The sequence below is a fragment of the Serratia sp. K1WW1 genome, from assembly GCF_055790865.1.
Genome location: NZ_CM147697.1, coordinates 5,935,103 through 5,959,319, shown reverse-complemented (window position 1 = coordinate 5,959,319; position 24,217 = coordinate 5,935,103). Strand labels below are relative to the sequence as shown.

Annotated in this window: 20 protein-coding genes, 1 tRNA gene and 2 rRNA genes; 15 read left to right on the top strand and 8 right to left on the bottom strand. The window is 53.1% G+C overall.

Going from position 1 to position 24,217, the window contains the following annotated elements:
- Positions 1–15 precede the first annotated feature (15 nt).
- The 3 genes from ACX9GU_RS27115 (at position 16) to rrf (ending at position 3,515) form a co-directional block, all read left to right on the top strand.
- A tRNA-Glu gene (locus tag ACX9GU_RS27115) sits at positions 16–91 on the top strand.
- Between the two features lie 242 nt (positions 92–333).
- A 23S ribosomal RNA gene (locus ACX9GU_RS27110) occupies positions 334–3,241 on the top strand.
- Positions 3,242–3,399: 158 nt separating this feature from the next.
- Positions 3,400–3,515 (top strand): 5S ribosomal RNA (gene rrf, locus ACX9GU_RS27105).
- A 303-nt stretch (positions 3,516–3,818) separates the two neighbouring features.
- Here rrf and mobB read toward each other — a convergent pair.
- Positions 3,819–4,340, bottom strand: coding sequence for a molybdopterin-guanine dinucleotide biosynthesis protein MobB (gene mobB / locus ACX9GU_RS27100; protein WP_473193452.1), 522 nt, complete (start codon positions 4,338–4,340; stop codon positions 3,819–3,821).
- Complete coding sequence (gene mobA, locus ACX9GU_RS27095) at positions 4,337–4,927, bottom strand: molybdenum cofactor guanylyltransferase MobA (RefSeq protein WP_473193451.1); 591 nt, start codon at positions 4,925–4,927, stop codon at positions 4,337–4,339. The genes mobB and mobA overlap by 4 nt, the downstream gene beginning before the upstream one ends.
- Before the next feature lie 151 nt (positions 4,928–5,078).
- Here mobA and ACX9GU_RS27090 point away from each other — a divergent pair, with 151 nt between their 5' ends.
- From ACX9GU_RS27090 to dsbA, 3 genes are all read left to right on the top strand, one after another.
- Positions 5,079–5,348, top strand: coding sequence for a YihD family protein (locus ACX9GU_RS27090; RefSeq protein ID WP_473193450.1), 270 nt, complete (start codon positions 5,079–5,081; stop codon positions 5,346–5,348).
- 93 nt (positions 5,349–5,441) lie between these two features.
- The gene (locus ACX9GU_RS27085) at positions 5,442–6,428 is read left to right on the top strand and encodes a serine/threonine protein kinase (RefSeq protein WP_071683787.1); all 987 of its coding nucleotides are present in this window, start codon (positions 5,442–5,444) and stop codon (positions 6,426–6,428) included.
- A 29-nt stretch (positions 6,429–6,457) separates the two neighbouring features.
- Entirely contained in the window at positions 6,458–7,081 is a 624-nt protein-coding gene (gene dsbA / locus ACX9GU_RS27080; RefSeq protein ID WP_473193449.1) for a thiol:disulfide interchange protein DsbA, read from the top strand.
- Between the two features lie 46 nt (positions 7,082–7,127).
- Here the strand turns inward: dsbA and ACX9GU_RS27075 are convergent, their stop codons facing one another.
- The gene (locus ACX9GU_RS27075; RefSeq protein ID WP_473195245.1) at positions 7,128–7,967 is read right to left on the bottom strand and encodes an acyltransferase; all 840 of its coding nucleotides are present in this window, start codon (positions 7,965–7,967) and stop codon (positions 7,128–7,130) included.
- Between ACX9GU_RS27075 and ACX9GU_RS27070 the strand changes: the two genes are divergently transcribed.
- From ACX9GU_RS27070 to spfP, 3 genes are all read left to right on the top strand, one after another.
- Positions 7,879–8,124, top strand: a complete 246-nt coding sequence (locus ACX9GU_RS27070) for a hypothetical protein (RefSeq protein ID WP_473195254.1) — start codon at positions 7,879–7,881, stop codon at positions 8,122–8,124. The genes ACX9GU_RS27075 and ACX9GU_RS27070 overlap by 89 nt on opposite strands.
- Before the next feature lie 396 nt (positions 8,125–8,520).
- Positions 8,521–11,316, top strand: a complete 2,796-nt coding sequence (gene polA, locus ACX9GU_RS27065) for a DNA polymerase I (RefSeq protein WP_473193448.1) — start codon at positions 8,521–8,523, stop codon at positions 11,314–11,316.
- A 201-nt stretch (positions 11,317–11,517) separates the two neighbouring features.
- Positions 11,518–11,565 carry a small protein SpfP gene (gene spfP, locus ACX9GU_RS27060; RefSeq protein WP_071892919.1) on the top strand — a complete coding sequence of 16 codons (48 nt, stop codon included), beginning with the start codon at positions 11,518–11,520 and terminating at the stop codon, positions 11,563–11,565.
- A gap of 295 nt (positions 11,566–11,860) precedes the next feature.
- Here the strand turns inward: spfP and yihA are convergent, their stop codons facing one another.
- Complete coding sequence (gene yihA / locus ACX9GU_RS27055; protein WP_024482967.1) at positions 11,861–12,508, bottom strand: ribosome biogenesis GTP-binding protein YihA/YsxC; 648 nt, start codon at positions 12,506–12,508, stop codon at positions 11,861–11,863.
- 746 nt (positions 12,509–13,254) lie between these two features.
- Here yihA and yihI point away from each other — a divergent pair.
- Positions 13,255–13,803 carry a Der GTPase-activating protein YihI gene (gene yihI / locus ACX9GU_RS27050; protein WP_024527819.1) on the top strand — a complete coding sequence of 183 codons (549 nt, stop codon included), beginning with the start codon at positions 13,255–13,257 and terminating at the stop codon, positions 13,801–13,803.
- A gap of 186 nt (positions 13,804–13,989) precedes the next feature.
- Complete coding sequence (hemN, locus tag ACX9GU_RS27045; RefSeq protein WP_473193447.1) at positions 13,990–15,363, top strand: oxygen-independent coproporphyrinogen III oxidase; 1,374 nt, start codon at positions 13,990–13,992, stop codon at positions 15,361–15,363.
- Between the two features lie 48 nt (positions 15,364–15,411).
- On the opposite strand, the gene ACX9GU_RS27040 is transcribed toward hemN, so the two are convergent.
- From ACX9GU_RS27040 to glnA, 4 genes are all read right to left on the bottom strand, one after another.
- Positions 15,412–15,534, bottom strand: coding sequence for a YshB family small membrane protein (locus tag ACX9GU_RS27040; protein WP_137751101.1), 123 nt, complete (start codon positions 15,532–15,534; stop codon positions 15,412–15,414).
- A gap of 262 nt (positions 15,535–15,796) precedes the next feature.
- Complete coding sequence (glnG, locus tag ACX9GU_RS27035) at positions 15,797–17,209, bottom strand: nitrogen regulation protein NR(I) (RefSeq protein ID WP_024527821.1); 1,413 nt, start codon at positions 17,207–17,209, stop codon at positions 15,797–15,799.
- Between the two features lie 10 nt (positions 17,210–17,219).
- Positions 17,220–18,269 (bottom strand): nitrogen regulation protein NR(II), encoded by a 1,050-nt coding sequence (gene glnL, locus ACX9GU_RS27030; protein ID WP_059199302.1) that lies wholly within the window; start codon positions 18,267–18,269, stop codon positions 17,220–17,222.
- Between the two features lie 208 nt (positions 18,270–18,477).
- Positions 18,478–19,887 carry a glutamate--ammonia ligase gene (gene glnA / locus ACX9GU_RS27025; RefSeq protein ID WP_024482962.1) on the bottom strand — a complete coding sequence of 470 codons (1,410 nt, stop codon included), beginning with the start codon at positions 19,885–19,887 and terminating at the stop codon, positions 18,478–18,480.
- A 370-nt stretch (positions 19,888–20,257) separates the two neighbouring features.
- Here glnA and typA point away from each other — a divergent pair, with 370 nt between their 5' ends.
- The 4 genes from typA to dtd all read left to right on the top strand — a co-directional run bounded on the left by typA (position 20,258) and on the right by dtd (position 24,215).
- On the top strand, positions 20,258–22,081 hold the full coding sequence (typA, locus tag ACX9GU_RS27020; RefSeq protein WP_260515302.1) for a ribosome-dependent GTPase TypA: 1,824 nt from the start codon (positions 20,258–20,260) through the stop codon (positions 22,079–22,081).
- A gap of 165 nt (positions 22,082–22,246) precedes the next feature.
- Entirely contained in the window at positions 22,247–22,837 is a 591-nt protein-coding gene (yihX, locus tag ACX9GU_RS27015) for a glucose-1-phosphatase (RefSeq protein WP_024482960.1), read from the top strand.
- A gap of 50 nt (positions 22,838–22,887) precedes the next feature.
- On the top strand, positions 22,888–23,781 hold the full coding sequence (locus tag ACX9GU_RS27010) for a virulence factor BrkB family protein (RefSeq protein ID WP_473193446.1): 894 nt from the start codon (positions 22,888–22,890) through the stop codon (positions 23,779–23,781).
- A complete protein-coding gene (gene dtd / locus ACX9GU_RS27005) occupies positions 23,778–24,215 on the top strand; it encodes a D-aminoacyl-tRNA deacylase (protein ID WP_024527827.1) in 438 nt (145 codons plus the stop codon). Before ACX9GU_RS27010 ends, dtd begins: the two co-directional genes overlap by 4 nt.
- Positions 24,216–24,217 lie beyond the last annotated feature (2 nt).

Here is a 24,217-nt window from a genome sequence, read left to right as displayed (position 1 = left end):
TTAATCGGATTTTGTGTCCCCATCGTCTAGAGGCCTAGGACACTGCCCTTTCACGGCTGTAACAGGGGTTCGAATCCCCTTGGGGACGCCATCCGATAATGAGTGAAAGACATTATCACCGGTCATTCGTGACTGATTATCTTAAAGATGACTCTTGCGAGTCGTGTTTAAGATATTGCTCTTTAACAATCTGGAACAAGCTGAAAATTGAAACATGACAGCTGAAACTTATCCCTCCGTAGATGTATTGGGGTAAGGATTAACCTGTCATAGAGTCTCTCAAATAAACAGCACGACAGTGTCTCTGTTTACAGAAACACCTTCGGGTTGTGAGGTTAAGTGACTAAGCGTACACGGTGGATGCCTAGGCAGTCAGAGGCGATGAAGGGCGTGCTAATCTGCGAAAAGTGTCGGTAAGGTGATATGAACCGTTATAACCGGCAATACCCGAATGGGGAAACCCAGTGTGTTTCGACACACTATCGTATGGTGAATACATAGCCATACGAGGCGAACCGGGGGAACTGAAACATCTAAGTACCCCGAGGAAAAGAAATCAACCGAGATTCCCCTAGTAGCGGCGAGCGAACGGGGAACAGCCCAGAACCTGAATCAGTTCTTGTGTTAGTGGAAGCGTCTGGAAAGTCGCGCAGCAAAGGGTGATAGCCCCGTACACTAAAATGCATTAACTGTGAGTTCGATGAGTAGGGCGGGACACGTGACATCCTGTCTGAATATGGGGGGACCATCCTCCAAGGCTAAATACTCCTGACTGACCGATAGTGAACCAGTACCGTGAGGGAAAGGCGAAAAGAACCCCGGCGAGGGGAGTGAAATAGAACCTGAAACCGTGTACGTACAAGCAGTGGGAGCACCTTCGTGGTGTGACTGCGTACCTTTTGTATAATGGGTCAGCGACTTATATTTTGTAGCAAGGTTAACCGTATAGGGGAGCCGTAGGGAAACCGAGTCTTAACTGGGCGAATAGTTGCAAGGTATAGACCCGAAACCCGGTGATCTAGCCATGGGCAGGTTGAAGGTTGGGTAACACTAACTGGAGGACCGAACCGACTAATGTTGAAAAATTAGCGGATGACTTGTGGCTGGGGGTGAAAGGCCAATCAAACCGGGAGATAGCTGGTTCTCCCCGAAAGCTATTTAGGTAGCGCCTCGTGAACTCATCTTCGGGGGTAGAGCACTGTTTCGGCTAGGGGGCCATCCCGGCTTACCAAACCGATGCAAACTCCGAATACCGAAGAATGTTATCACGGGAGACACACGGCGGGTGCTAACGTCCGTCGTGAAGAGGGAAACAACCCAGACCGCCAGCTAAGGTCCCAAAGTCATGGTTAAGTGGGAAACGATGTGGGAAGGCATAGACAGCCAGGATGTTGGCTTAGAAGCAGCCATCATTTAAAGAAAGCGTAATAGCTCACTGGTCGAGTCGGCCTGCGCGGAAGATGTAACGGGGCTAAACCATGCACCGAAGCTGCGGCAGCGACGCTTAGGCGTTGTTGGGTAGGGGAGCGTTCTGTAAGCCGTTGAAGGTGAACTGTGAGGTTTGCTGGAGGTATCAGAAGTGCGAATGCTGACATAAGTAACGATAAAGCGGGTGAAAAACCCGCTCGCCGGAAGACCAAGGGTTCCTGTCCAACGTTAATCGGGGCAGGGTGAGTCGACCCCTAAGGCGAGGCCGAAAGGCGTAGTCGATGGGAAACAGGTTAATATTCCTGTACTCGGTGTTACTGCGAAGGGGGGACGGAGAAGGCTAGGCTAGCCGGGCGACGGTTGTCCCGGTTTAAGCGTGTAGGGGGAGTGACCTGGTAAATCCGGTTGCTTATCAACCCTGAGGCGTGATGACGATGCACTACGGTGCAGAAGTAGTTGATGCCCTGCTTCCAGGAAAAGCCTCTAAGCATCAGGTAACATCAAATCGTACCCCAAACCGACACAGGTGGTCAGGTAGAGAATACCCAGGCGCTTGAGAGAACTCGGGTGAAGGAACTAGGCAAAATGGTGCCGTAACTTCGGGAGAAGGCACGCTGGCGCGTAGGTGAAGAGACTTGCTCTCGGAGCTGAAGCCAGTCGCAGATACCAGCTGGCTGCAACTGTTTAATAAAAACACAGCACTGTGCAAACACGAAAGTGGACGTATACGGTGTGACGCCTGCCCGGTGCTGGAAGGTTAATTGATGGGGTCAGCCGCAAGGCGAAGCTCTTGATCGAAGCCCCAGTAAACGGCGGCCGTAACTATAACGGTCCTAAGGTAGCGAAATTCCTTGTCGGGTAAGTTCCGACCTGCACGAATGGCGTAATGATGGCCAGGCTGTCTCCACCCGAGACTCAGTGAAATTGAACTCGCTGTGAAGATGCAGTGTACCCGCGGCAAGACGGAAAGACCCCGTGAACCTTTACTATAGCTTGACACTGAACATTGAGCCTTGATGTGTAGGATAGGTGGGAGGCTTTGAAGTGTGGACGCCAGTCTGCATGGAGCCAACCTTGAAATACCACCCTTTAATGTTTGATGTTCTAACTCGGCCCCGTAATCCGGGGTGAGGACAGTGTCTGGTGGGTAGTTTGACTGGGGCGGTCTCCTCCCAAAGAGTAACGGAGGAGCACGAAGGTTAGCTAATCACGGTCGGACATCGTGAGGTTAGTGCAAAGGCATAAGCTAGCTTGACTGCGAGAGTGACGGCTCGAGCAGGTACGAAAGTAGGTCTTAGTGATCCGGTGGTTCTGAATGGAAGGGCCATCGCTCAACGGATAAAAGGTACTCCGGGGATAACAGGCTGATACCGCCCAAGAGTTCATATCGACGGCGGTGTTTGGCACCTCGATGTCGGCTCATCACATCCTGGGGCTGAAGTAGGTCCCAAGGGTATGGCTGTTCGCCATTTAAAGTGGTACGCGAGCTGGGTTTAGAACGTCGTGAGACAGTTCGGTCCCTATCTGCCGTGGGCGTTGGAAGATTGAGAGGGGTTGCTCCTAGTACGAGAGGACCGGAGTGAACGCACCACTGGTGTTCGGGTTGTCATGCCAATGGCACTGCCCGGTAGCTAAGTGCGGAAAAGATAAGCGCTGAAAGCATCTAAGCGCGAAACTTGCCTCGAGATGAGTCTTCCCTGGGCCTTTAAGGCCCCTGAAGGAACGTTTAAGACTAAGACGTTGATAGGCTGGGTGTGTAAGTGCAGCGATGCATTGAGCTAACCAGTACTAATGATCCGTGAGGCTTAACCTTACAACACCAAAGGTGTTTTGGAGACAAAATCGTCGCTTGCGACGGCCCCGTAGGGGTGAGTATCAGGACGATACGAATAACTCTAGATTTTCAGCGGGTTCCGAGATTGGTTTCGATGGCGACACGAGAGTGAAGCGGTTGGAATGAAACAGAATTTGCCTGGCGGCAATAGCGCGGTGGTCCCACCTGACCCCATGCCGAACTCAGAAGTGAAACGCCGTAGCGCCGATGGTAGTGTGGGGTCTCCCCATGCGAGAGTAGGACACTGCCAGGCATCAATTAAGCCAAGAGGCCATCCGCAAGGATGGCCTTTTTGCTATGTGTCGGAAACAGAAATGCCCCTCACCCCCACCCTCTCCCAGAGTACCAACTGAGAACAACTGAACACCCGAGTGAGGGAGAGGGAGCTGTCCGGCGTCGTGGATGAGCCCGTACTGCTTCGGAAAGTGGGGAGAGGTTGGTGAGCCCGTACCGCTTCAGGACGTTGGAAGAAAGCAGAAAGATGAAGTATTACACAGAGAGACCCGCGAGCTCGATCGGTTCCCTCTCCCTGTGGGAGAGGGTTAGGGTGAGGGGACTATGCCTTTGCCAGCTTCAGCCACTGAACAATAAACCCAGCGATCGTTTCAGGCTGGTTGATATCTAGTAACGGCGCAACACCTTCTATCTTCTTATCGCTGGCTACGGCAATAACGTGCCGATCCAACATATCTGCAAGTGGTTTACCGACTTCCTCGCGATAGAGAACAATTTTGCCAATCTGCTCATGCTTGAACCCTTCTACCAGGATCAAATCCACCTTGCTGCGATCGAATCTGCTGGCCAGATACTGGAGATCTAAAGGTTGCTGCTCCGGTGTTTCGCTCATTAATGCCCAGCGCCGATCGCTGGCAACCAGCGTTTGGTCTGCACCGGCCTTGCGCAGTTCATAACTGTCCTTACCAGGCGTATCTACATCCATATCATGATGGGTATGCTTGATCAGGCCAACGCGCACCTGCTGTTGTTTTAATAGCGGGATCAATTGTTTAAGCAGTGTGGTTTTACCTGTGCCGCTATAGGCGGCGATAGCCAGCAAGGGTGGCAATAACTCCGTCATTGAACGCCCCCCTTTTCCTGCTGCCACTGTTGGCAATCTTCTGGGGTATTCAAATTACGGAAGGCGTCTTGCTGCCCACGGAACACTACCTGTTGTGCACCGACAGCCGCCATGAACAGCATCAATTTGCGTTCCCCCCGGGCTAGATAACGGGTGAGTTCCTCTGTCAGACTGGTATGCAGTAAAGCGAAGGTAGGATGCTCACGTTCGCCATCGCAAGCATAGGCGGCCAGGGCATTGCCTTTATGCAGCCAAAGCTGTTCTACCAGGTTGAGAGGGAAGTCGGGGACGTCGCAGGGGGCGCAGACAATCCATGGTGTGTGGGCATAAGTGAGGCCTGCCAATATACCGGCTAAAGGGCCAGGGTAATCTGCAGTCAGATCGCCGACGACCTCTAAGCCGCTTTGCTGATAACATTGCTGATTGCGATTGGCACTGATGATCACCTGGCTCACTTGCGGTATTAATCGGCCCAGTACGTGCTGGTACAGGGTTTTATCCCCCACTTGCACCAATCCTTTATCTTTCCCTCCCATGCGGGTAGAGCGCCCACCGGCCAGAATAACGCCGGTTATATTTGCATGCATAGTCATCATCCAATCCCTCTCCAATGCCCTGATTGTAGCGCTAAACCTGTTCAGACATCATGATTTACCTTTATTGACACGCTGGTTCTTTCACTACGTAGTCAAGCCTGCTACTTTGTGGGTTTATCACTTCATTGGATGATATGTTGCTATGAAAACGCATCGCGTAAACGAACTGATTGAGCTTTTGCACCCGGCCTGGCAGCAGGATCCCGATCTCAACCTGATGCAGTTTCTGCAAAAGCTGGCACAGGAAGCGGGTTTTCAGGGTGAGTTAGGCGATCTGAGCGATGATATCTTGATCTATCATCTGAAAATGCGCGGCAGTGCGGGCACAGAACAGATCCCAGGCTTGAAGAAAGACTACGAAGACGACTTTAAAACGGCGTTGCTGCGTGCTCGTGGCGTGATAAAAGATTAGCATTCATGCGGTGCGGTCATCAGTGGCGGTGATTAGTGCTACTCTTTCTTATTCTTGGCACGCTGTTGTCATCTGGCGAACTGAACGGTTGTTATGAACAACTCTGCATTTAATTTTGAAACCCTTTCTCCCGATCTGATTATGGATGCGCTGGAAGGGATTGGTTTGCGTGTTGATTCAGGGCTGACGGCGCTCAACAGCTATGAAAACCGCGTATACCAGTTTATGGACGAAGATCGTCGGCGTTACGTGGTGAAATTTTATCGCCCAGAACGCTGGAGTGCTGAGCAAATCGGTGAAGAACACAGGTTCGCGCTGGATTTGTCGCACAACGAAATTCCGGCGGTCGCGCCGCTGGTATTACAGGGAAATACGCTGCACACCCATGCAGGCTTTTTCTTTACCGTATTTCCGAGCGTCGGTGGCCGACAGTATGAGATCGATAATCTGGAACAGCTGGAGTGGGTCGGGCGTTTTCTTGGCCGCATCCACCAGGTGGGTAGCGAAAGCCTGTTTACCGAGCGGCCGACCATTGGCATTGAAGAGTATCTCACGGAGCCACGGCAGGTTCTGGCCAGCTGTGATTTAGTTCCCAAGGCCCAGCGCGAGACTTTCCTGCGGGCTACGGATACGCTGATTGACGCTATCAAACCGCACTGGCAGCTGGATTGGCAACCGCTGCGTTTGCATGGCGATTGCCACCCAGGCAATATCTTGTGGCGTGATGGTCCGCTGTTCGTCGATCTTGACGATGCACGCAACGGGCCGGCAATACAGGATTTGTGGATGTTGTTACACGGTGAACGTCGCGATCGGCTGATGCAGCTGGATATCCTGCTGGAGGCCTATGGCGAATTTGCCGAATTTGATCAGCGTGAGTTGGCGTTGATCGAACCCTTGCGGGCCATGCGCATGGTGTATTACCTGGCATGGGTAGCACGCCGTTGGCAGGATCCCGCGTTTCCAAAAAGTTTCCCGTGGATGGCGGAGTCTGATTTCTGGTTATCTCAGACTGCGGCATTTACTGAACAGGTTAAGCTGTTGCAGGAACCCCCTCTGCAGCTCATGCCAATGTATTGAAGCATTAACATAATGGAGAGTTTAGTGTTATGAAAAAAATTTGGTTGGCACTCGTTGGTATGGTGATGGCATTCAGTGCCTCCTCTGCGCAATTCAGTGACGGTACGCAATACATCACTTTGGATAAGCCGGTCACTGGCGAGCCACAGGTGCTGGAGTTCTTCTCTTTCTACTGCCCGCACTGCTATCAGTTTGAAGAGACATACCATATTTCTGATGCGGTTAAAAAAGCGTTGCCTGAAGGCACCAAGATGACCAAATACCATGTGGAATTCCTGGGGCCATTGGGTAAGCAATTAACTCAAGCCTGGGCAGTTGCCATGGCTCTGGGTGTAGAAGACAAAATTACTCAGCCAATGTTTGAAGCGATTCAGAAAACTCAAACCGTGCAAACGCCGGACGATATCCGCAAGGTATTCGTCAATGCAGGCGTAGCAGGTGAAGACTATGACGCGGCTTTAAACAGCTTCGTGGTGAAATCTTTGGTGGCTCAGCAAGAGAAAGCTGCAGAAGATTTGCAACTGCGCGGCGTGCCAGCGGTATTTGTTAATGGCAAATACATGGTGAAAAACGATGGCCTGGATACCAGCAGCATGGACGTTTACGTCAAGCAATTTGCTGATGTCGTTAAGTTCCTGACCGAACAAAAGTAACCTGCAGCAAGAGATCAACGCCGGTTAATCCGGCGTTTTTTTTAACTTATTCACGCTTGAGCCTGTCTAGCAAACCATCTTTTTCCTGCCACAACGTATTCAGCCAAATCTGGAATTTACGTTTAAACAGTTTGTCATTGAAGTAATCCCCGTGCAGCGACTCATCAATCGGCAGGCATTCAATCCTGACGACAACCCGTTGCAAACGGCCACACAACATATCCATAAAGGGATGCTCACGGTTATCCGGATAGCACAAGGTGACATTCAGGATCTTATCAAATTGCTGGCCAAGCGCGCTAAGCGTAAAGGCGATCCCTGCAGCTTTCGGGGCGAGCAAATTGCGGTAGGGTGAGCGGGTTTTAATTCTCTTGGCCTCGGTGAAACGCGAGCCCTCAACGAAATTGACGATGGTAGTCGGGCGCAGGCGAAACTTGTCGCAGGAACGCCGCGTGGTTTCGATATCCTGCCCGCTTTTCTCCGGATGTTTGTGCAGATAGGCCCGCGAGTAGCGCTTCATAAAGGGCATATCCAGCGCCCAGCAGGCCAGGCCGACGAAGGGGATCCAGGCCAGTTGCTGCTTTAGGAAGTACTTGTTCATAGGTATATGGTGACGGAATAACACACACAGCACCACAATGTCCGACCAGCTTTTATGGTTGCTGATCAGCAAATACCAATTCTTTTTCTCCAGCCCGTGTAGCCCTTGAATATCCCACTGCAGGTGGGGGTTAATTCGTAGCAATACTGCCAGGCATTGGCACCAGCACCACATCATCAGGTCAGCAAAGGCTGAAATGTATCGCCAAACGGCGGGCATGGGGATCAAAAGCTTAATGATACCGGCCAAAACAATGGGGATAGAGCACAGCATCGTTACGCCAATGGCAAGCAGCGCAGAAAAGATAAAAATAACAGGGGCTAGCAATTTTGGCATGGGTTTAGTGCTGACGGTTGAAGGAAACATCGTTAGATACGTCAGTACGTACCAACAAAAAAATATTTTAACAGAATCCTGGCCAAGAATACGCGGCTATAAGTAAGCGATTTTAACTTGGTAGGAATTGACAGTTGTTTGCCGTTGGCGTGCAGATTTTCAATCTTGTGCTATGGTCATTGAGGTGCCCAAATTGATTAAACGTGCGATTAAACTCCGGCCCCAGTTATATCCACAAATTAACTGAAACACGATAAATAGCAAAACCGCCAATCCCCTCTTTCAACAGTGTGATTTGTCTAGGAATTTTATTCTCCATTATAACGATATTATCTTCGTTATAATTCAGTTGCTAAACTATGCACAAAGTTATCCACAGGCGGGATCTTGCGGATCGCTTCACAGGATCTCATCTAATTTGGCCATATTGCACGCTAAGGTTCGTCACCAGCGGCTAGCTATGGCATGCTTACCCCAGTCCTTTTCACGAAAAAGAAACGTTATGGCCCAGATTGCAGAAAACCCATTAATCCTGGTGGATGGTTCCTCTTACCTTTACCGCGCCTACCACGCCTTCCCACCGCTGACAAACTCGGTCGGTGAGCCGACGGGAGCGATGTACGGTGTGCTGAACATGCTGCGCAGCCTGCTGTTGCAGTATACCCCCAGCCATGTGGCGGTGGTGTTTGATGCCAAAGGGAAGACCTTCCGTGACGAGCTGTTTGCCGAATATAAATCACATCGGCCACCGATGCCGGATGATTTGCGAGCGCAGATCGAACCGCTGCACCAGATGGTTAAAGCCATGGGGTTACCGTTGCTGGTTACACCTGACGTAGAGGCCGATGACGTAATCGGCACTCTGGCACTAGAGGCTGAGAAAGCGGGTCATGCCGTGTTGATCAGCACCGGTGACAAAGATATGGCTCAGTTGGTGACGCCGAATGTCACCCTGATCAATACCATGAACAACACTATCCTCGGCCCGCAGGAGGTCTGTGATAAATACGGTATTCCTCCTGAACTGATCATCGATTTCCTGGCGCTGATGGGGGATTCGTCAGATAACATCCCTGGCGTACCTGGGGTGGGTGAGAAAACAGCCCAGGCTCTGTTGCAAGGGTTAGGGGGGCTGGATCAGCTCTATGCCAATCTGGATAGCATTGCCACGCTGAGCTTCCGCGGTGCCAAGACCATGGCGGCCAAGCTGGAGCAGAACAAGGAGGTGGCCTACCTCTCTTACAAACTGGCGACGATCAAAACCGATGTTGAACTGGATCTGAAATGCAGTGAGCTGGAAGTGAGCCCGCCGGATGTCGATCAACTGCAGGCGTTGTTTAAGCGCTACGAGTTCAAACGCTGGATGGCCGATGTTGAAGCCGGGACCTGGTTAGAAAACAAAGGGTCAGGCCGTAAGGCCAGCGCGGCAGCCAAGCCAGCCGCAATGGCAGAAGCACCAAGAGCCGCCGCAGAGCCTACCCTGTCGCAGGAAGGTTACGTCACCATTCTGGATGAGGAAACCTTCGCCGATTGGATGCAGCGCCTGAAACAGGCGGAAGTCTTCGCCTTCGATACCGAAACTGACGGCCTGGATACCCTGACGGCCAACCTGATCGGCCTGTCCTTCGCCATTGAGCCAGGCGTGGCGGCGTACCTGCCGGTTGCACACGATTATCTGGATGCACCCCCACAGCTGGATCGTAACCACGTGCTGGCCACCCTGAAGCCGCTGCTGGAAGACGAAAAGGCGTTGAAGGTGGGGCAGAACCTGAAGTTCGATAAAAGCCTGTTGGCACGCTATGACATCGATCTACGCGGTATCGCCTACGACACCATGCTGGAGTCCTACGTGCTCGACAGCGTCAGTGGCCGTCACGATATGGATAGCCTGGCCGATCGCTACCTGGGCCATAAAACCATTACCTTCGAAGAGATCGCGGGTAAAGGCAAAAAACAGCTGACCTTCAACCAGATTGCCCTTGAAGAGGCGGGCCCTTATGCGGCAGAAGATGCCGACGTTACGCTACAGCTGCATTTGGCGATGTGGCCGCAGTTGAAAGAGAGTGAAGGCCTGCTGACGGTATTCAATGAGATTGAAATGCCGCTGTTGCCGGTGCTTTCCCATATCGAACGTACCGGGGTGCTGATCGATCCTAACATCCTGGCTGCTCACTCCATTGAGTTGACCAAGCGCCTCGGCGAGCTTGAAGTGCAGGCCCATGAATTGGCAGAAGAGCCGTTCAATCTGGCCTCGACCAAGCAGTTGCAGGCCATTTTGTATGAAAAGCAAAAGTTGCCGGTGCTTAAAAAGACCCCTGGCGGTGCTCCTTCAACCAATGAGGAAGTGCTGGCCGAGTTGGCGCTGGATTATCCACTGCCTAAAGTGATCCTGGAATACCGTGGCCTGGCTAAGCTGAAAACCACCTATACCGACAAGCTGCCGTTGATGATCAACCCGGTTAGCGGGCGGGTGCATACTTCTTATCATCAGGCCGTCACCGCCACCGGTCGCCTGTCATCCAGCGATCCAAACCTGCAAAACATCCCGGTACGTAACGATGAAGGGCGCCGTATCCGTCAGGCATTTATTGCACCTGAGGGCTACCGTATTGTCGCTGCGGACTACTCGCAGATTGAACTGCGCATCATGGCCCATTTATCGCAGGACGAAGGCTTGCTCACGGCGTTTGCTGAAGGTAAGGACATACACCGGGCAACGGCGGCAGAAGTCTTTGGTCTGGCGTTGGAGAAGGTCACCAACGAACAGCGTCGCAGCGCCAAGGCGATTAACTTTGGCCTGATCTACGGTATGAGCGCATTTGGTTTGGCTCGCCAGCTGGGGATCCCGCGCGGCGAAGCGCAGCGTTATATGGATCTGTACTTCGAGCGCTACCCTGGCGTGCTGGAGTATATGGAACGCACCCGTCAGCAGGCCGCCGATCAGGGCTACGTCAGCACGCTGGATGGCCGCCGGTTGTATCTGCCGGACGTTCGCTCCAGTAACGGTATGCGTCGCAAGGCAGCCGAGAGAGCGGCGATTAACGCCCCTATGCAGGGCACTGCAGCGGATATCATCAAACGTGCGATGATTGAGGTGGATGCCTGGCTGCAAGGGCCTGAGAAGCCGCTGGTGCGCATGATCATGCAGGTACACGATGAACTGGTGTTTGAAATCCACGAGTCGGCCATCGAAGAGGCCAGCCTGCGCATTCATGAGTTAATGGAAAACAGTATGCAGTTGGCTGTCCCGCTGCGGGTGGACATCGGCGTAGGTAAAAACTGGGATGAAGCTCACTGATTATCCTGGGTGATACGTTATGGCCAGCTTTCGCTAACTGGCGAAAACCTAAGCATTTTTGGTAATTGAGCAACATCCTTCGGCGATTGTTTCGACTAAATCGCCGTTGTTAGTGCCCGGATCGTGTAAGTAAACTACAAAAAATTCTTTTGCAGCGTGAAAAAATGATGTAGAGTTACAGATGTAGGGTACAGAGGTAAGATGTTCTATCTTTCAGACCTTTTACTTCACGTAATCGGATTTGGCTGAATATTTAGCCGCCCCAGTCAGTATTGACTGGGGCGTTTTTTATTGTAAAAACAAAGCAAAAGCATCGATTTTTGTTATCCCCGCCTGCTCTTCTCCTGCCGTTCCCTTGGCTGATTTATCTGCATTTATCTCCTGACAGCGCTACATCTGCCATAAGTTTTTGTGATGGCTTTTAGTCAAAACTGTAATTAGATAACGAAATGCGACCTCGTGTAGGGTGATAACGGGCGTAAAAAAGCCGATGTCTCAGCATCGGCTCTGCATGCGGCCCACTACGAAATACCCGCAGCGGTTATCATTCCCCGCCGATATCGTCTTCCGGCAGCACTTCCGGTGGGATCTCGTTAAACCAGGTATTCAACTTCTGGCTTAGTTTATCGACACCGATCTTTTTCGGTGACGAGAAGGCTTCCACCTGAATATCACCCATAAATGGCAGCACGGCCTCACGCACCATATTGAGTTGCGCCTTGCGGGCACCAGAGGCCAGCTTATCGGCCTTGGTCAGCAGGACCAGCACTGGCGTGCCAACGTCGACGGCCCACTGGATCATCTGTTGGTCCAGGTCTTTGAGCGGATGACGGATATCCATCAGCACCACCAGGCCTTTCAGGCAGTTACGCATTTGCAGGTATTCACCCAGCGCCCGCTGCCATTTCTTCTTCATCTCTTCCGGCACTTCGGCATAGCCATAGCCTGGCAGGTCGACCAGGCGAATGCCTTCTTCGACCTCGAACAGGTTAATCAGCTGGGTACGCCCCGGCGTTTTACTGGTACGTGCCAGGCCTTTCTGATTGGTCAGGGTATTCAGTGCGCTGGACTTACCGGCGTTGGAACGGCCGGCGAACGCAACTTCAATACCTTCATCCCCCGGCAGGTGGCGAATATCGGGCGCACTGGTGACGAAATGGGTCACATGGTAATTGTAGTTCTTGCTGGTCAAAATTTTTCGTCTCCGTGAGGATGGCTATTTGGTGGGCGATTATAACTGCATCAGCGCTAAAAGGGTGTGTTTCTCGGTTTTTAAGCGTTTTAACCACAGAGTCCTTGTGGCAAAAGGTCTCCTGCCGTGTGAGACATTGACCATTCGAATTGGGGGTAATGTCGCTTTATTCGAAAGCTGTAAATATTTTATTTGTTATAAAACAGTGTGTTGTAATTTCGTTAAGTAAAAGATCGCCGTAAGCCACCTGTAGGTATCTTGAGCACATCCCATAAAAGCGTAAAGTAGGTTGCAAGGCAGGAGGCCAAGGAAACAGGAACATCCAGGAAGGGTGAAAAATCTCAGGGAATACACAGGCAGTGTAATGAGTACCAGGATGATGGCAGATGGAATTGAAACTATTGGTGCCGGAGCGCACGAATAGTACACGGATGATGAAGTGACTGCAATTGGGACGCCCGCGGGAAGCGCACTCAGGAAGAGTGGAAGCGAACGGATCGCAGCACGGATGATTTTTTCTTTCAGGATGAAAGACGTAGTAGCAGGGAGCGCGGTTATCGCAGATGGAAAGACCGGGATGTTGAGTGTGCGCATGGAGCGCGGAGCAGGAATATCCTTCGAGTGAAGGTGCGAAATAGGCGGCAGGTTTTAACCTGCCGCCTTTTTTCTTTGTCTGCTTTCTGCTAGATTCCGCCGCAACCGTATAGCAATTCTATACTGGATCTACATACCTAAGAGTAAAAGCCATGAACCAGCCATCAAAAGCACCTCGCGGCCCACGCAGCAGCGCGGCGACGTCAAAAAGTAAAAAGAAAAGTCGTGTGGAGCTCGATCAGGAAGCGCGCGAGCGCAAGCGTCTGAAAAAGCGCCGTGGCCTGGCTTCCGGTTCACGTACCCAGGTTGAGTCTGCCAACCAGAAAAATAAAACGGGTGCGCAACCCAAAGATCCTCGTCTCGGCAGTAAAGTGCCGGTTGCGCTGGTGGTTGACGCTAAAGTGAAGGCGACCAAGCCGCAGCCAAAACCGAAGGCAGAAAAACCGCGCCTCACGCCAGAAGAAGAACTGACCAAGCTGGAAAACGATGAACGTCTGGATGCCTTGCTGGATCGCCTGGATGAAGGCGCCACGCTGAGCGCGGAAGATCAGGCGTACGTTGATCAAACCCTGGATCGTATCGATGCGCTGATGGAACAACTGGGCATCGAACTGGGTGATGAAGACGACGAAGAGCAGGAAGAGAAGCAGGAAGATATTCTGAAACTGCTGAAAGGCGGTAACCCGAAAGACGTATTTTAAGCGGTTATGTGGCTGATCCCGGCAATAGCCCTACTGTTGACATGTTATCTACTGTGGTTATTCGGTAAACTGTGGCGGCTGTCGAAGCGCAAAACGCGTTTTCGCAGCGCTTCCGCGGCCAGACAGCGTAGACAACTGCCCATTTCCCGGCCCGGTAGGAAAAAATATCGGAAGGAGTGAGCAAGCATGTCAGAACAGACCATTGTCTGGGATTTGGCCCTGATCCAAAAATATAACTATTCAGGCCCGCGTTATACTTCATACCCCACGGCGCTGGAGTTTAATCAGGGCTACGACGAAGCTGCGTTCCAACGTGCGGCTACGCGCTACCCTGAGCGCCCGCTGTCGCTGTATGTCCATATTCCCTTCTGTCATAAGCTCTGCTATTTCTGCGGCTGCAATAAGCTGGTCACACGCCAGACTCACAAGGCCGATGAGTACCTGGCCGTGTTGGAGCGGGAAATCATCGCCCGTGCCCCCTTGTTTGCCGGCCGCAAGGTCAGCCAACTGCATTGGGGCGGCGGTACACCAACCTATCTGGATAAGCAGCAAATCAGCCGCCTGGTCGCCATGCTACGCCAGCACTTTGATTTCCAGCCAGCAATGGAGATGTCGATCGAAGTTGACCCGCGTGAAATCGAGCTGGACGTGCTGGACCACCTGCGTGCCGAAGGCTTCAACCGCCTCAGCATGGGGGTGCAGGACTTCAATAAAGAAGTGCAGCGTCTGGTTAACCGCGAGCAGGATGAAGAGTTCATTTTTGCACTGATCGGCCGGGCTAAAGCGCTTGGCTTCAACTCGACCAATATCGATCTGATTTACGGCCTGCCGAAGCAGACGCCAGAGAGTTTTGCCTTCACCCTGCAACGGGTGGCGGAGCTGAACCCGGATCGCCTGAGCGTATTTAACTACGCCCATATGCCGAACCTGTTTGCTGCCCAACGTAAAATCAAGGACGCCGATCTACCTAGCGCCCAGCAGAAACTCGATATTCTGCAGCAAACCATCGCTTCGCTGACGGAGTCGGGCTATCAGTTTATCGGCATGGACCATTTTGCCCGGCCGAACGATGAACTGGCCATTGCCCAGCGCGAAGGCAAGCTGCACCGCAATTTCCAGGGTTACACCACCCAAGGGGACAGCGATCTGCTGGGCCTGGGGGTTTCCGCCATCAGCATGCTGGGTGACAGCTACGCGCAGAACCAGAAAGAGCTGAAGGTGTATTACGCTAACGTGGAGGAGCAGGGGAATGCCTTGTGGCGTGGCCTGGCGATGACAGAAGATGATTGCCTGCGCCGTGATGTGATCAAGACGCTGATCTGTAATTTCCAGCTGGCTTATCAACCCGTTGAGCAGCAATACGGCATTGCGTTTGCGGATTATTTTGCCGCCGATCTGGAATTGTTGGCACCTTTCGAACGTGACGGGCTGGTGGAGCGCGATGAGCACGGCATCCGCGTCACGCCTCGTGGGCGCTTGCTGATCCGTAATATTTGCATGTGCTTCGATATCTACCTGCGTAAACAGGCCCGCGCCCAACAGTTCTCCCGGGTTATCTGACGCCCAACACCACGGCAGATGTGTAGGGGCGCAGCGTGCTGCGCCCTGTTAACTGAAGAAATTGATCAGTGCGGCGCACAACACCGTGGCAACGGCCGCCTGCGGTGAATGGCTGACGGCTGAGCCGACGTCTGCGCCTTGGGTAAGAAAGACGATAAGTGTATCCAGCATCAAAAGCCTCCTGAGTTTGCGTTTCGATCATACTGCTGCCGCATATCCGGTAAAAGCCTTAAATTGCTGGTTTTTTGTGCGCTGGATTGTATTTTTAATCATCAAGTTCCCCTCACCCCAACCCTCTCCCACAGGGAGAGGGAGCTGGTGCGGAGTTGATATCAGGTATGGAGTTATTCTGTGCCACTTCCCAAGAACAATGTAGCAGTTGAGCGCATAGGTAAATTAGTGGCACGTTTAGTCCCCTCTCCCTTGGTATTACTTACTCCATCCCTAATTCTTTCAGCTTACGCGTTAAGGTATTCCGGCCCCATCCCAACAGGCGAGCAGCTTCCTGCTTGTGCCCCTGGGTATGCCGTAGCGCGGTGGTGAGCAAGGTGCGCTCCATTTCCGGCTGAGCTTCGGACAACAGGTTTTGATGACCGGAACGTAACGCGCGGTCGGCCCACTGTGCCAACAGCGTGGCCCAACTGTCCGGCAAGCCGTGGCTACTGGCTTGCGGCGCGGCGGTTTCAAACAGCTCCGAGGGCAGATCCTGGATCAGCACTTCTTGCCCGGCGGCCATCACGGTCAGCCAGCGGCAGGTGTTTTCCAACTGGCGTACGTTACCCGGCCATGGTAGGCGAGTGAGGGCGGTTTCGGTTTCCGGATGCAGGTTCTTCGCCTCCACCCCCAACTCTTTTGCGGCCACCTGAAGGAAATAGCGCGCCAGGCGCGGAATATCCTCACGGCGTTCACGCAGCGGCGGCAGATGTACGCGGATCACGTTCAGGCGGTGGAACAGATCCTCACGGAATTTGCCCTCTTGGACGCGCAACTCCAGGTTCTGGTGGGTGGCGGCAATGATACGCACATCAACCTTTACCGGCGCATAGCCACCCACGCGATAGAACTGGCCGTCCGCCAACACGCGCAGCAAGCGGGTTTGCACATCCAGCGGCATATCCCCGATTTCATCCAGGAATAGCGTGCCACCGTCGGCCTGTTCAAAACGGCCCTGGCGGATCTGATTGGCGCCGGTAAACGCCCCTTTCTCATGGCCGAACAGTTCAGATTCGATCAGGTCTTTGGGGATCGCGGCCATGTTCAGGGCGATAAACGGTGATTTGACGCGTGGGCTGTGGCGATGCAACGCATGGGCGACCAGCTCTTTCCCGGTTCCCGACTCCCCGTTGATCAGCACGCTGATGGAGGAACGCGACAGGCGGCCGATAATGCGGAACACATCCTGCATCGCCGGGGCCTCACCAATAATATCGGCGACAGGATCGTTGGCAGGCTGGCTGCGAGCGGGTTGCTGCTGTTCTTGATAGTGGCTGATGGCACGCTCTACCAGAGCAACGGCCTCATCAATATCAAAGGGTTTTGGCAGGTAATCGAACGCCCCTTGTTGATAGGCGCTAACTGCTGCGTCCAGATCCGAATGTGCCGTCATTATGATGACCGGGAGCATCGGGTGACGCTGTTTGATCTGCTTGAGCAGCGCCAGGCCATCCATACCCGGCATGCGGATATCTGATAGCAGCACGTCGGGAGTTTGCGTGGCCAATGCTTCCAACACGGCATTGCCGCTGTCGAAGGTGACGCTGTTCACTCCGGCTCCGGTGAGCGCACGTTCGAGCACCCAGCGGATGGAGCTATCGTCATCGACGATCCAGACTATCCCTCGTTGCATAGCACAAACCTCACTGGCGAATAGGCAGGAAAACCGAGAATTCGGTGTGACCTGGCCAACTGTTAAATTCAATTTTTCCGCAATGCTGATCGATTAGATTACGGGCGATGGATAACCCCAGGCCGGTACCGCCTTCGCGGCCGCTGACCATTGGGTAAAACAGAGTGTCTTGCAACTGGGCCGGTACGCCTGGGCCGTCATCCTCAACATCGATCCGTGCCGCCAGCCGGTAGCGGGTGCCGTGCAGGGTGATCTGAAACGCGGTACGCGTGCGCAGCGTGATGGTGCCACCGGTTTCGCTCAGTGCCTGCAGCGCGTTGCGGGTGATATTGAGCAACACCTGCTCGATTTGATCGGGATCGTGCGCCAGCTCAGGCAGACTAGGGTCGTAATCACGCACCAGCGTGACGTTATCGGGTTTCTCCAACGACACCAATTGGAAGACTCGTTCCGCTACCTGATGGATACTCTGGGTAATATGTTGGCCGGGGCGCTGTGGCCCTAGCAGACGATCTACCAGATTACGCAGCCGATCGGCCTGTTCGATGATCACCTTGGTGTATTCCGTCAGCGAGGGGTCTGGCAAGGCTTTGGCCAGCAACTGCGCGGCACCCCGCAAACCGCCGAGCGGATTTTTGATTTCATGGGCCAGGCCGCGCACCAGATCGCGAGCCGCAACCTGTTGGGCGTGCTGTAACTGCTCCTGGCTGAGGCGACGCTGATTGTCCATTGGGGCCAGCTCAAGCAGAATAAAGCCTTCTGGCAGCGCCTGAGCGGTCAGGGAGAGGATATGGGCACGGCTGTCGACCACCAGGGTCACTTCATTATCGGTAAAGCCCTGGCCAGCATGTAGGCTCTCGCGCATCAGATCGATATTCAGCGAAAAATAGCCAAGTAAATCGGGCAGCGGTGTACCGAAAAGTTTACGAGAACTCTGTGCCAGCAGCTGTTGTGCCGCCGGGTTGGCGTAGTGGATCGCCAGTGTGTCATCCAACAGCAAAATGCTGTTGATGAGAGAATTGAGGATCTGCCCAGCATCGGGCAGCTTGCCGGTTGCCATACAGCAGTCTCCTGCACCTTTTTAGTGCATCCATCCTACTCCATCCGCAACCATCACGGTATGAAATAGTTTTGCAGAACATACGGTGGAGAAAAAAGCCCATCCGAAGATGGGCTAAAAGTTTCCACGGCAACAAAAAAACGGCTTAGATAAATAGCGAGCGATGCGCCATCCGTAGACAGCGCGGGTATGGCTTAAACGCTATGACTTAAACGCTGTAATACAGCTCGAACTCAACTGGGTGTGGCGTCATGCGCACGCGATCCATCTCTTCTTTACGCAGTTCGATGTAGGCATCGATCGCGTCGTCGGTGAATACGCCACCGCGGGTCAGGAATTCACGGTCTTCGTTCAGTGCGGCCATTGCTTCATCCAGTGAGCCAGCCACTTTTGGAATTTCAGCTTCTTCTTCCGGCGGCAGGTCATACAGGTTTTTATCCATGGCATCGCCAGGGTGGATCTTGTTGATCACGCCGTCCAGGCCAGCCATCAGCAGTGCGGCGAAACACAGGTATGGGTTAGCCGCTGGGTCCGGGAAGCGAGCTTCGATACGGCGCGCTTTCGGGCTGGCAACCACTGGGATACGGATAGACGCAGAGCGGTTACGGGCAGAGTAAGCCAGCATAACCGGCGCTTCGTAGCCTGGGACCAGACGCTTGTATGAGTTGGTGGTCGGGTTGGCCAGGGCGTTGATCGCTTTAGCGTGTTTGATGATGCCGCCAATGTAGAACAGTGCCATTTCAGACAGGCCGCCGTACTTGTCGCCAGCGAACAGGTTGGTACCGTTCTTGGACAGTGACATGTGGCAGTGCATACCTGAGCCGTTATCGCCGAACATCGGTTTTGGCATGAAGGTCGCGGTTTTGCCAAATGCGTGAGCCACGTTGTGAACCACGTATTTGTAGATTTGGATTTCGTCGGCTTTCTTGGTCATGGTGTTGAAGCGGGTAGCCACTTCGTTCTGACCTGCGGTTGCCACTTCGTGGTGGTGAGCTTCAACCACCAGGCCCATTTCTTCCATGGTCAGACACATGGTAGAACGGATGTCCTGTGAAGAGTCGACCGGTGGCACTGGGAAGTAACCGCCTTTGACCGCTGGACGGTGGCCTTTGTTGCCGCCTTCGAGTTTGGTGCTGGAGTTCCAGGCACCTTCGATATCATCAATAGCAACCATAGAACCACGGATGCTGCTACCGAAACGAATGTCGTCAAACAGGAAGAACTCTGGTTCTGGCCCGAACAGCACGGTATCGGCGATGCCGGAAGAGCGCAGGAAGTCTTCAGCACGCTTGGAGATTGAGCGTGGGTCACGATCGTAGCCCTGCATGGTGCCTGGCTCGAGGATGTCACAACGAATGATCAGGGTAGATTCTTCGAAGAACGGATCCAGAACCGCCGTGCTGGCGTCTGGCATCAGGACCATGTCAGATTCGTTGATGCCCTTCCAACCACCGATTGAGGAGCCGTCAAACATTTTACCTTCTTCGAAGAAGTCGGCATTTACCTGATGAGCAGGGATGGTAACGTGTTGCTCTTTACCCTTGGTGTCAGTGAAACGCAGGTCTACGAATTTCACTTCATGCTCATTCAGCATCGTCAAAACGTGTTCAGCGGACATACTTAACTCTCCCGGATTTATCGTTGTCATCGTCGTGGAACGAATCTGTGTAACTGGCCTGTTTTGCCTTGTATAGACTAAAGCGAAAACTGTGCCAACTTTTAAAAAGCGAAAAAATCGCCGGTTTGTGCGGGTTTTGCTCATTGCCAGTATGCACCATTAGCGATGCAATGCACTATGGTGGTGCAAATAACCTGGGGTAGGGCACTGGAATGGTGCAAAACATCATCGATTGCTGCTTTTTGCACCGTGAAAGGGATCACAAACTAGCCTGTACACAGTTGTTTATAAGAGAGTGTTGTGATCTTGTTTAGTACCTCGCTTAATACGTGTACAATAGCGCGCTATTTCTAATGCCTGAGGCAAAGCTGTGATCGAAAATTTGCGTAACATCGCCATTATTGCCCACGTTGACCATGGTAAGACCACCCTGGTTGACAAGTTGCTGCAACAATCCGGTACTTTCGGAGAGCGTTCAGAAGCGACAGAACGCGTAATGGACTCCAACGATTTGGAGAAAGAGCGTGGGATTACCATCCTCGCAAAAAACACCGCCATTAATTGGAAAGACTACCGCATCAACATCGTGGATACCCCAGGACACGCCGACTTCGGCGGCGAGGTAGAGCGCGTGATGTCAATGGTCGACTCGGTGCTGCTGGTTGTGGATGCAATGGATGGCCCAATGCCGCAAACCCGTTTCGTGACCAAGAAAGCGTTTGCTAATGGTCTGAAGCCGATCGTGGTAATCAACAAGGTTGACCGCCCTGGCGCGCGTCCTGACTGGGTTGTGGATCAGGTCTTCGACCTGTTCGTTAACCTGGACGCCACCGATGAACAGCTCGACTTCCCAATCATCTATGCATCCGCATTGATGGGTATCGCTGGTCTTGACCATAACGATATGTCCGAAGACATGACTCCGCTGTACCAGGCGATTGTCGATCACGTCTCTGCGCCGCAGGTTGAGCTGGAAGCACCTTTCCAGATGCAGATCTCGCAGCTGGACTACAACAACTACGTGGGCGTTATCGGCATCGGCCGTATCAAGCGTGGTAAAGTCAAGCCTAACCAGCAGATCACCCTGATCGACAGCGAAGGCAAAACCCGTAACGGTAAAATCGGTAAAGTGCTGACCCATATGGGTCTGGAACGTATCGAAGCCACCGTTGCCGAAGCGGGCGACATCGTTGCCATCACCGGCCTGGGCGAGCTGAACATCTCTGACACCATTTGTGATGTGAACGCGGTTGAAGCGTTGCCAGCACTGTCGGTTGATGAACCTACCGTAAGCATGTTCTTTAACGTCAATACCTCACCGTTCTGTGGTAAAGAAGGCAAGTTCGTGACTTCACGCCAAATCCTTGAGCGTCTGAACAAGGAACTGGTACACAACGTGGCGTTGCGCGTTGAAGAAACCGAAGATGCTGACGCATTCCGTGTTTCAGGCCGTGGTGAGCTTCACCTGTCGGTTCTGATCGAAAACATGCGTCGTGAAGGTTTTGAACTGGCGGTTTCCCGTCCGAAAGTTATCTTCCGCGAAATCGATGGCCGCAAGCAAGAGCCGTTCGAGAACGTGACGCTGGACATCGAAGAACAGCACCAGGGTTCTGTGATGCAGGCGATGGGTGAGCGTAAAGCTGACCTGAAAAACATGGATCCAGATGGCAAGGGCCGTGTGCGTCTTGACTACGTGATCCCAAGCCGTGGCCTGATCGGTTTCCGTAACGAATTCATGACCATGACTTCTGGTACCGGTCTGCTGTACTCCACCTTCAGCCACTACGACGATGTGCGTCCGGGCGAAGTGGGCCAGCGTCAGAACGGCGTGCTGATCTCTAACGGCCAGGGCAAAGCGGTAGCGTTCGCTCTGTACGGCCTGCAAGATCGCGGCAAGCTGTTCCTGGGCCACGGTGCTGAAGTGTATGAAGGCCAGATCATCGGTATCCACTCACGTTCTAACGACCTGACCGTGAACTGCCTGACCGGTAAGAAACTGACCAACATGCGCGCATCGGGTACCGATGAAGCGACTACCCTGGTTCCGGCCATCAAAATGTCTCTGGAGCAAGCTCTGGAATTCATCGATGATGACGAACTGGTAGAAGTGACGCCAATCTCGATCCGTATCCGTAAGCGTCACCTGACGGAAAACGATCGTAAGCGTGCCAACCGCGGTCCTAAAGAAGCTTAATTCGCCGATTTAATCCGCAATACTTAGGGCGTGTCACAGCGCCCTGAGTTTTTTCCTCTGTCTTTCCCCCTTTCTGCGGCGCGCCATGCGCTTTTCACACTGCTCCCTGTTCAGCCTTAACTTTTCCCGTTACAGTGAAATCTCACTGGCCCATGGGAGAGGACTATGCTGTATATCTTTGATTTAGGTAATGTGATTGTCGATATCGATTTCAAACGTGTACTGGGCGTGTGGAGCAACCTGAGCGGCACACCGCTGGCGACGTTGTCCGAACGTTTTAGCATGGGTGAAGTATTCCAACAGCACGAGCGCGGCGAGATTAGCGACGAAGACTTTGCGGCCAAACTCTGTGAAGAGATGGGGATAGCGCTCAGCTTCGAGCAGTTTGCCACCGGCTGGCAGGCGGTATTTGTCGCCCTGCGCCCTGAAGTGATCGAGATTATGCACCGTCTGCGCAACGAAGGGCATCGCGTGGTGGTGTTATCGAATACCAACCGTCTGCACTGCAATTATTGGCCTCAGCATTACCCTCAGGTCGCTGAAGCGGCCGACCATATGTATCTGTCGCAGGATCTTGGCATGCGCAAACCCGATGCCAACATCTATCAGCACGTACTGAAGGCGGAAAACACTCCGGCGGATCAGGCGGTATTCTTTGACGATGTGGCGGCGAACGTAGAAGCGGCCGCAGCGCTGGGGATTAAGGCGGTGCACGTCATCGATCGTCAGGTTGTGCCGGCTTATTTTGCTCAATGATCACCGTACGTTAAGCTTAAGGCGTCCAGACTGACATTTAGGATAAAGCTATGTCGTTTTTCCGCCGCAAAAAGCTGCCATCGTCGATCAAACCCGGAATAACCTTCGGGCGGTTGCTGTATAAACGTATTGATGAGGATGGCCTGACCATGTTGGCGGGCCATCTGGCCTATGTCTCGCTACTTTCCCTGGTGCCGCTGATCACCGTGGTGTTTGCGCTGTTTGCCGTTTTCCCGATGTTTGCGGATATCAGCGTGCAGCTAAAAAGCTTTATTTTCTCCAACTTTATGCCTGCCGCCGGTAACGTGCTGCAACGTTATCTGGAGCAGTTTGTTGCCAACTCCAGCAAGATGACCGCGGTGGGGATCTGCGGCCTGATCGTCACCGCGCTGCTGCTGATCTATTCGGTGGATAGCGTGTTGAACACCATCTGGCGCAGTAAGAACCAGCGGCCGATCGTGGTTTCCTTTGCCGTTTACTGGATGGTGCTGACCCTCGGCCCGCTGTTGGTGGGGGCCAGTATGGCGATCAGCTCCTATCTGTTGTCGCTAAACTGGTTAGCGCAAAGCGGCGTTAACAGCCTGGTGGATGAGGTGCTGCGCATCTTCCCGCTTATCCTGTCCTGGGTCTCTTTCTGGTTGTTATACAGCGTGGTGCCCACGGTACGCGTGCCTGCGAAAGATGCGTTGATCGGGGCGCTGGTGGCCGGGGTGTTGTTCGAGCTGGGTAAGAAAGCTTTTGCGCTGTATGTCACCATGTTCCCTTCCTACCAGCTGATCTACGGCGTGCTGGCGGTGATCCCGATTTTATTTTTATGGGTCTACTGGAGCTGGTGTATCGTGTTATTGGGCGCCGAAATCACCGTTACGCTGGGTGAGTACCGCCTTTACCAGCAGCAGAAAGCAGAACAACAGCAAAAAGAGGAGCAGGAAGGATCGTTATGATTGCGTTAATTCAACGGGTATTAAACGCCAGCGTTACGGTAGAAGGTCAGACAGTAGGCAAGATTGGCCCCGGTTTGTTAGTGTTATTGGGCGTTGAGCAGGACGATAACGAGCAAAAAGCCCAACGCCTGTGTGAGCGGGTGCTGGGGTATCGCATCTTCGGCGACGAGGATGACAAGATGAATCTCAACGTTCAGCAGGCTGGTGGTAGCCTGTTGGTGGTGTCGCAGTTCACCCTGGTAGCCGATACCCAGAAAGGCATGCGGCCGAGTTTTTCGCGCGGTGCGGTGCCGCAGGAGGCCGATCGGCTATACCGCTATTTTGTTGGGCAGTGCCAGGAACGTGGTATTGAAACCCAGACCGGTGAGTTTGCCGCCGATATGCAGGTGGCATTGGTGAACGATGGCCCGGTGACGTTCTGGCTGCAGGTTTAAAG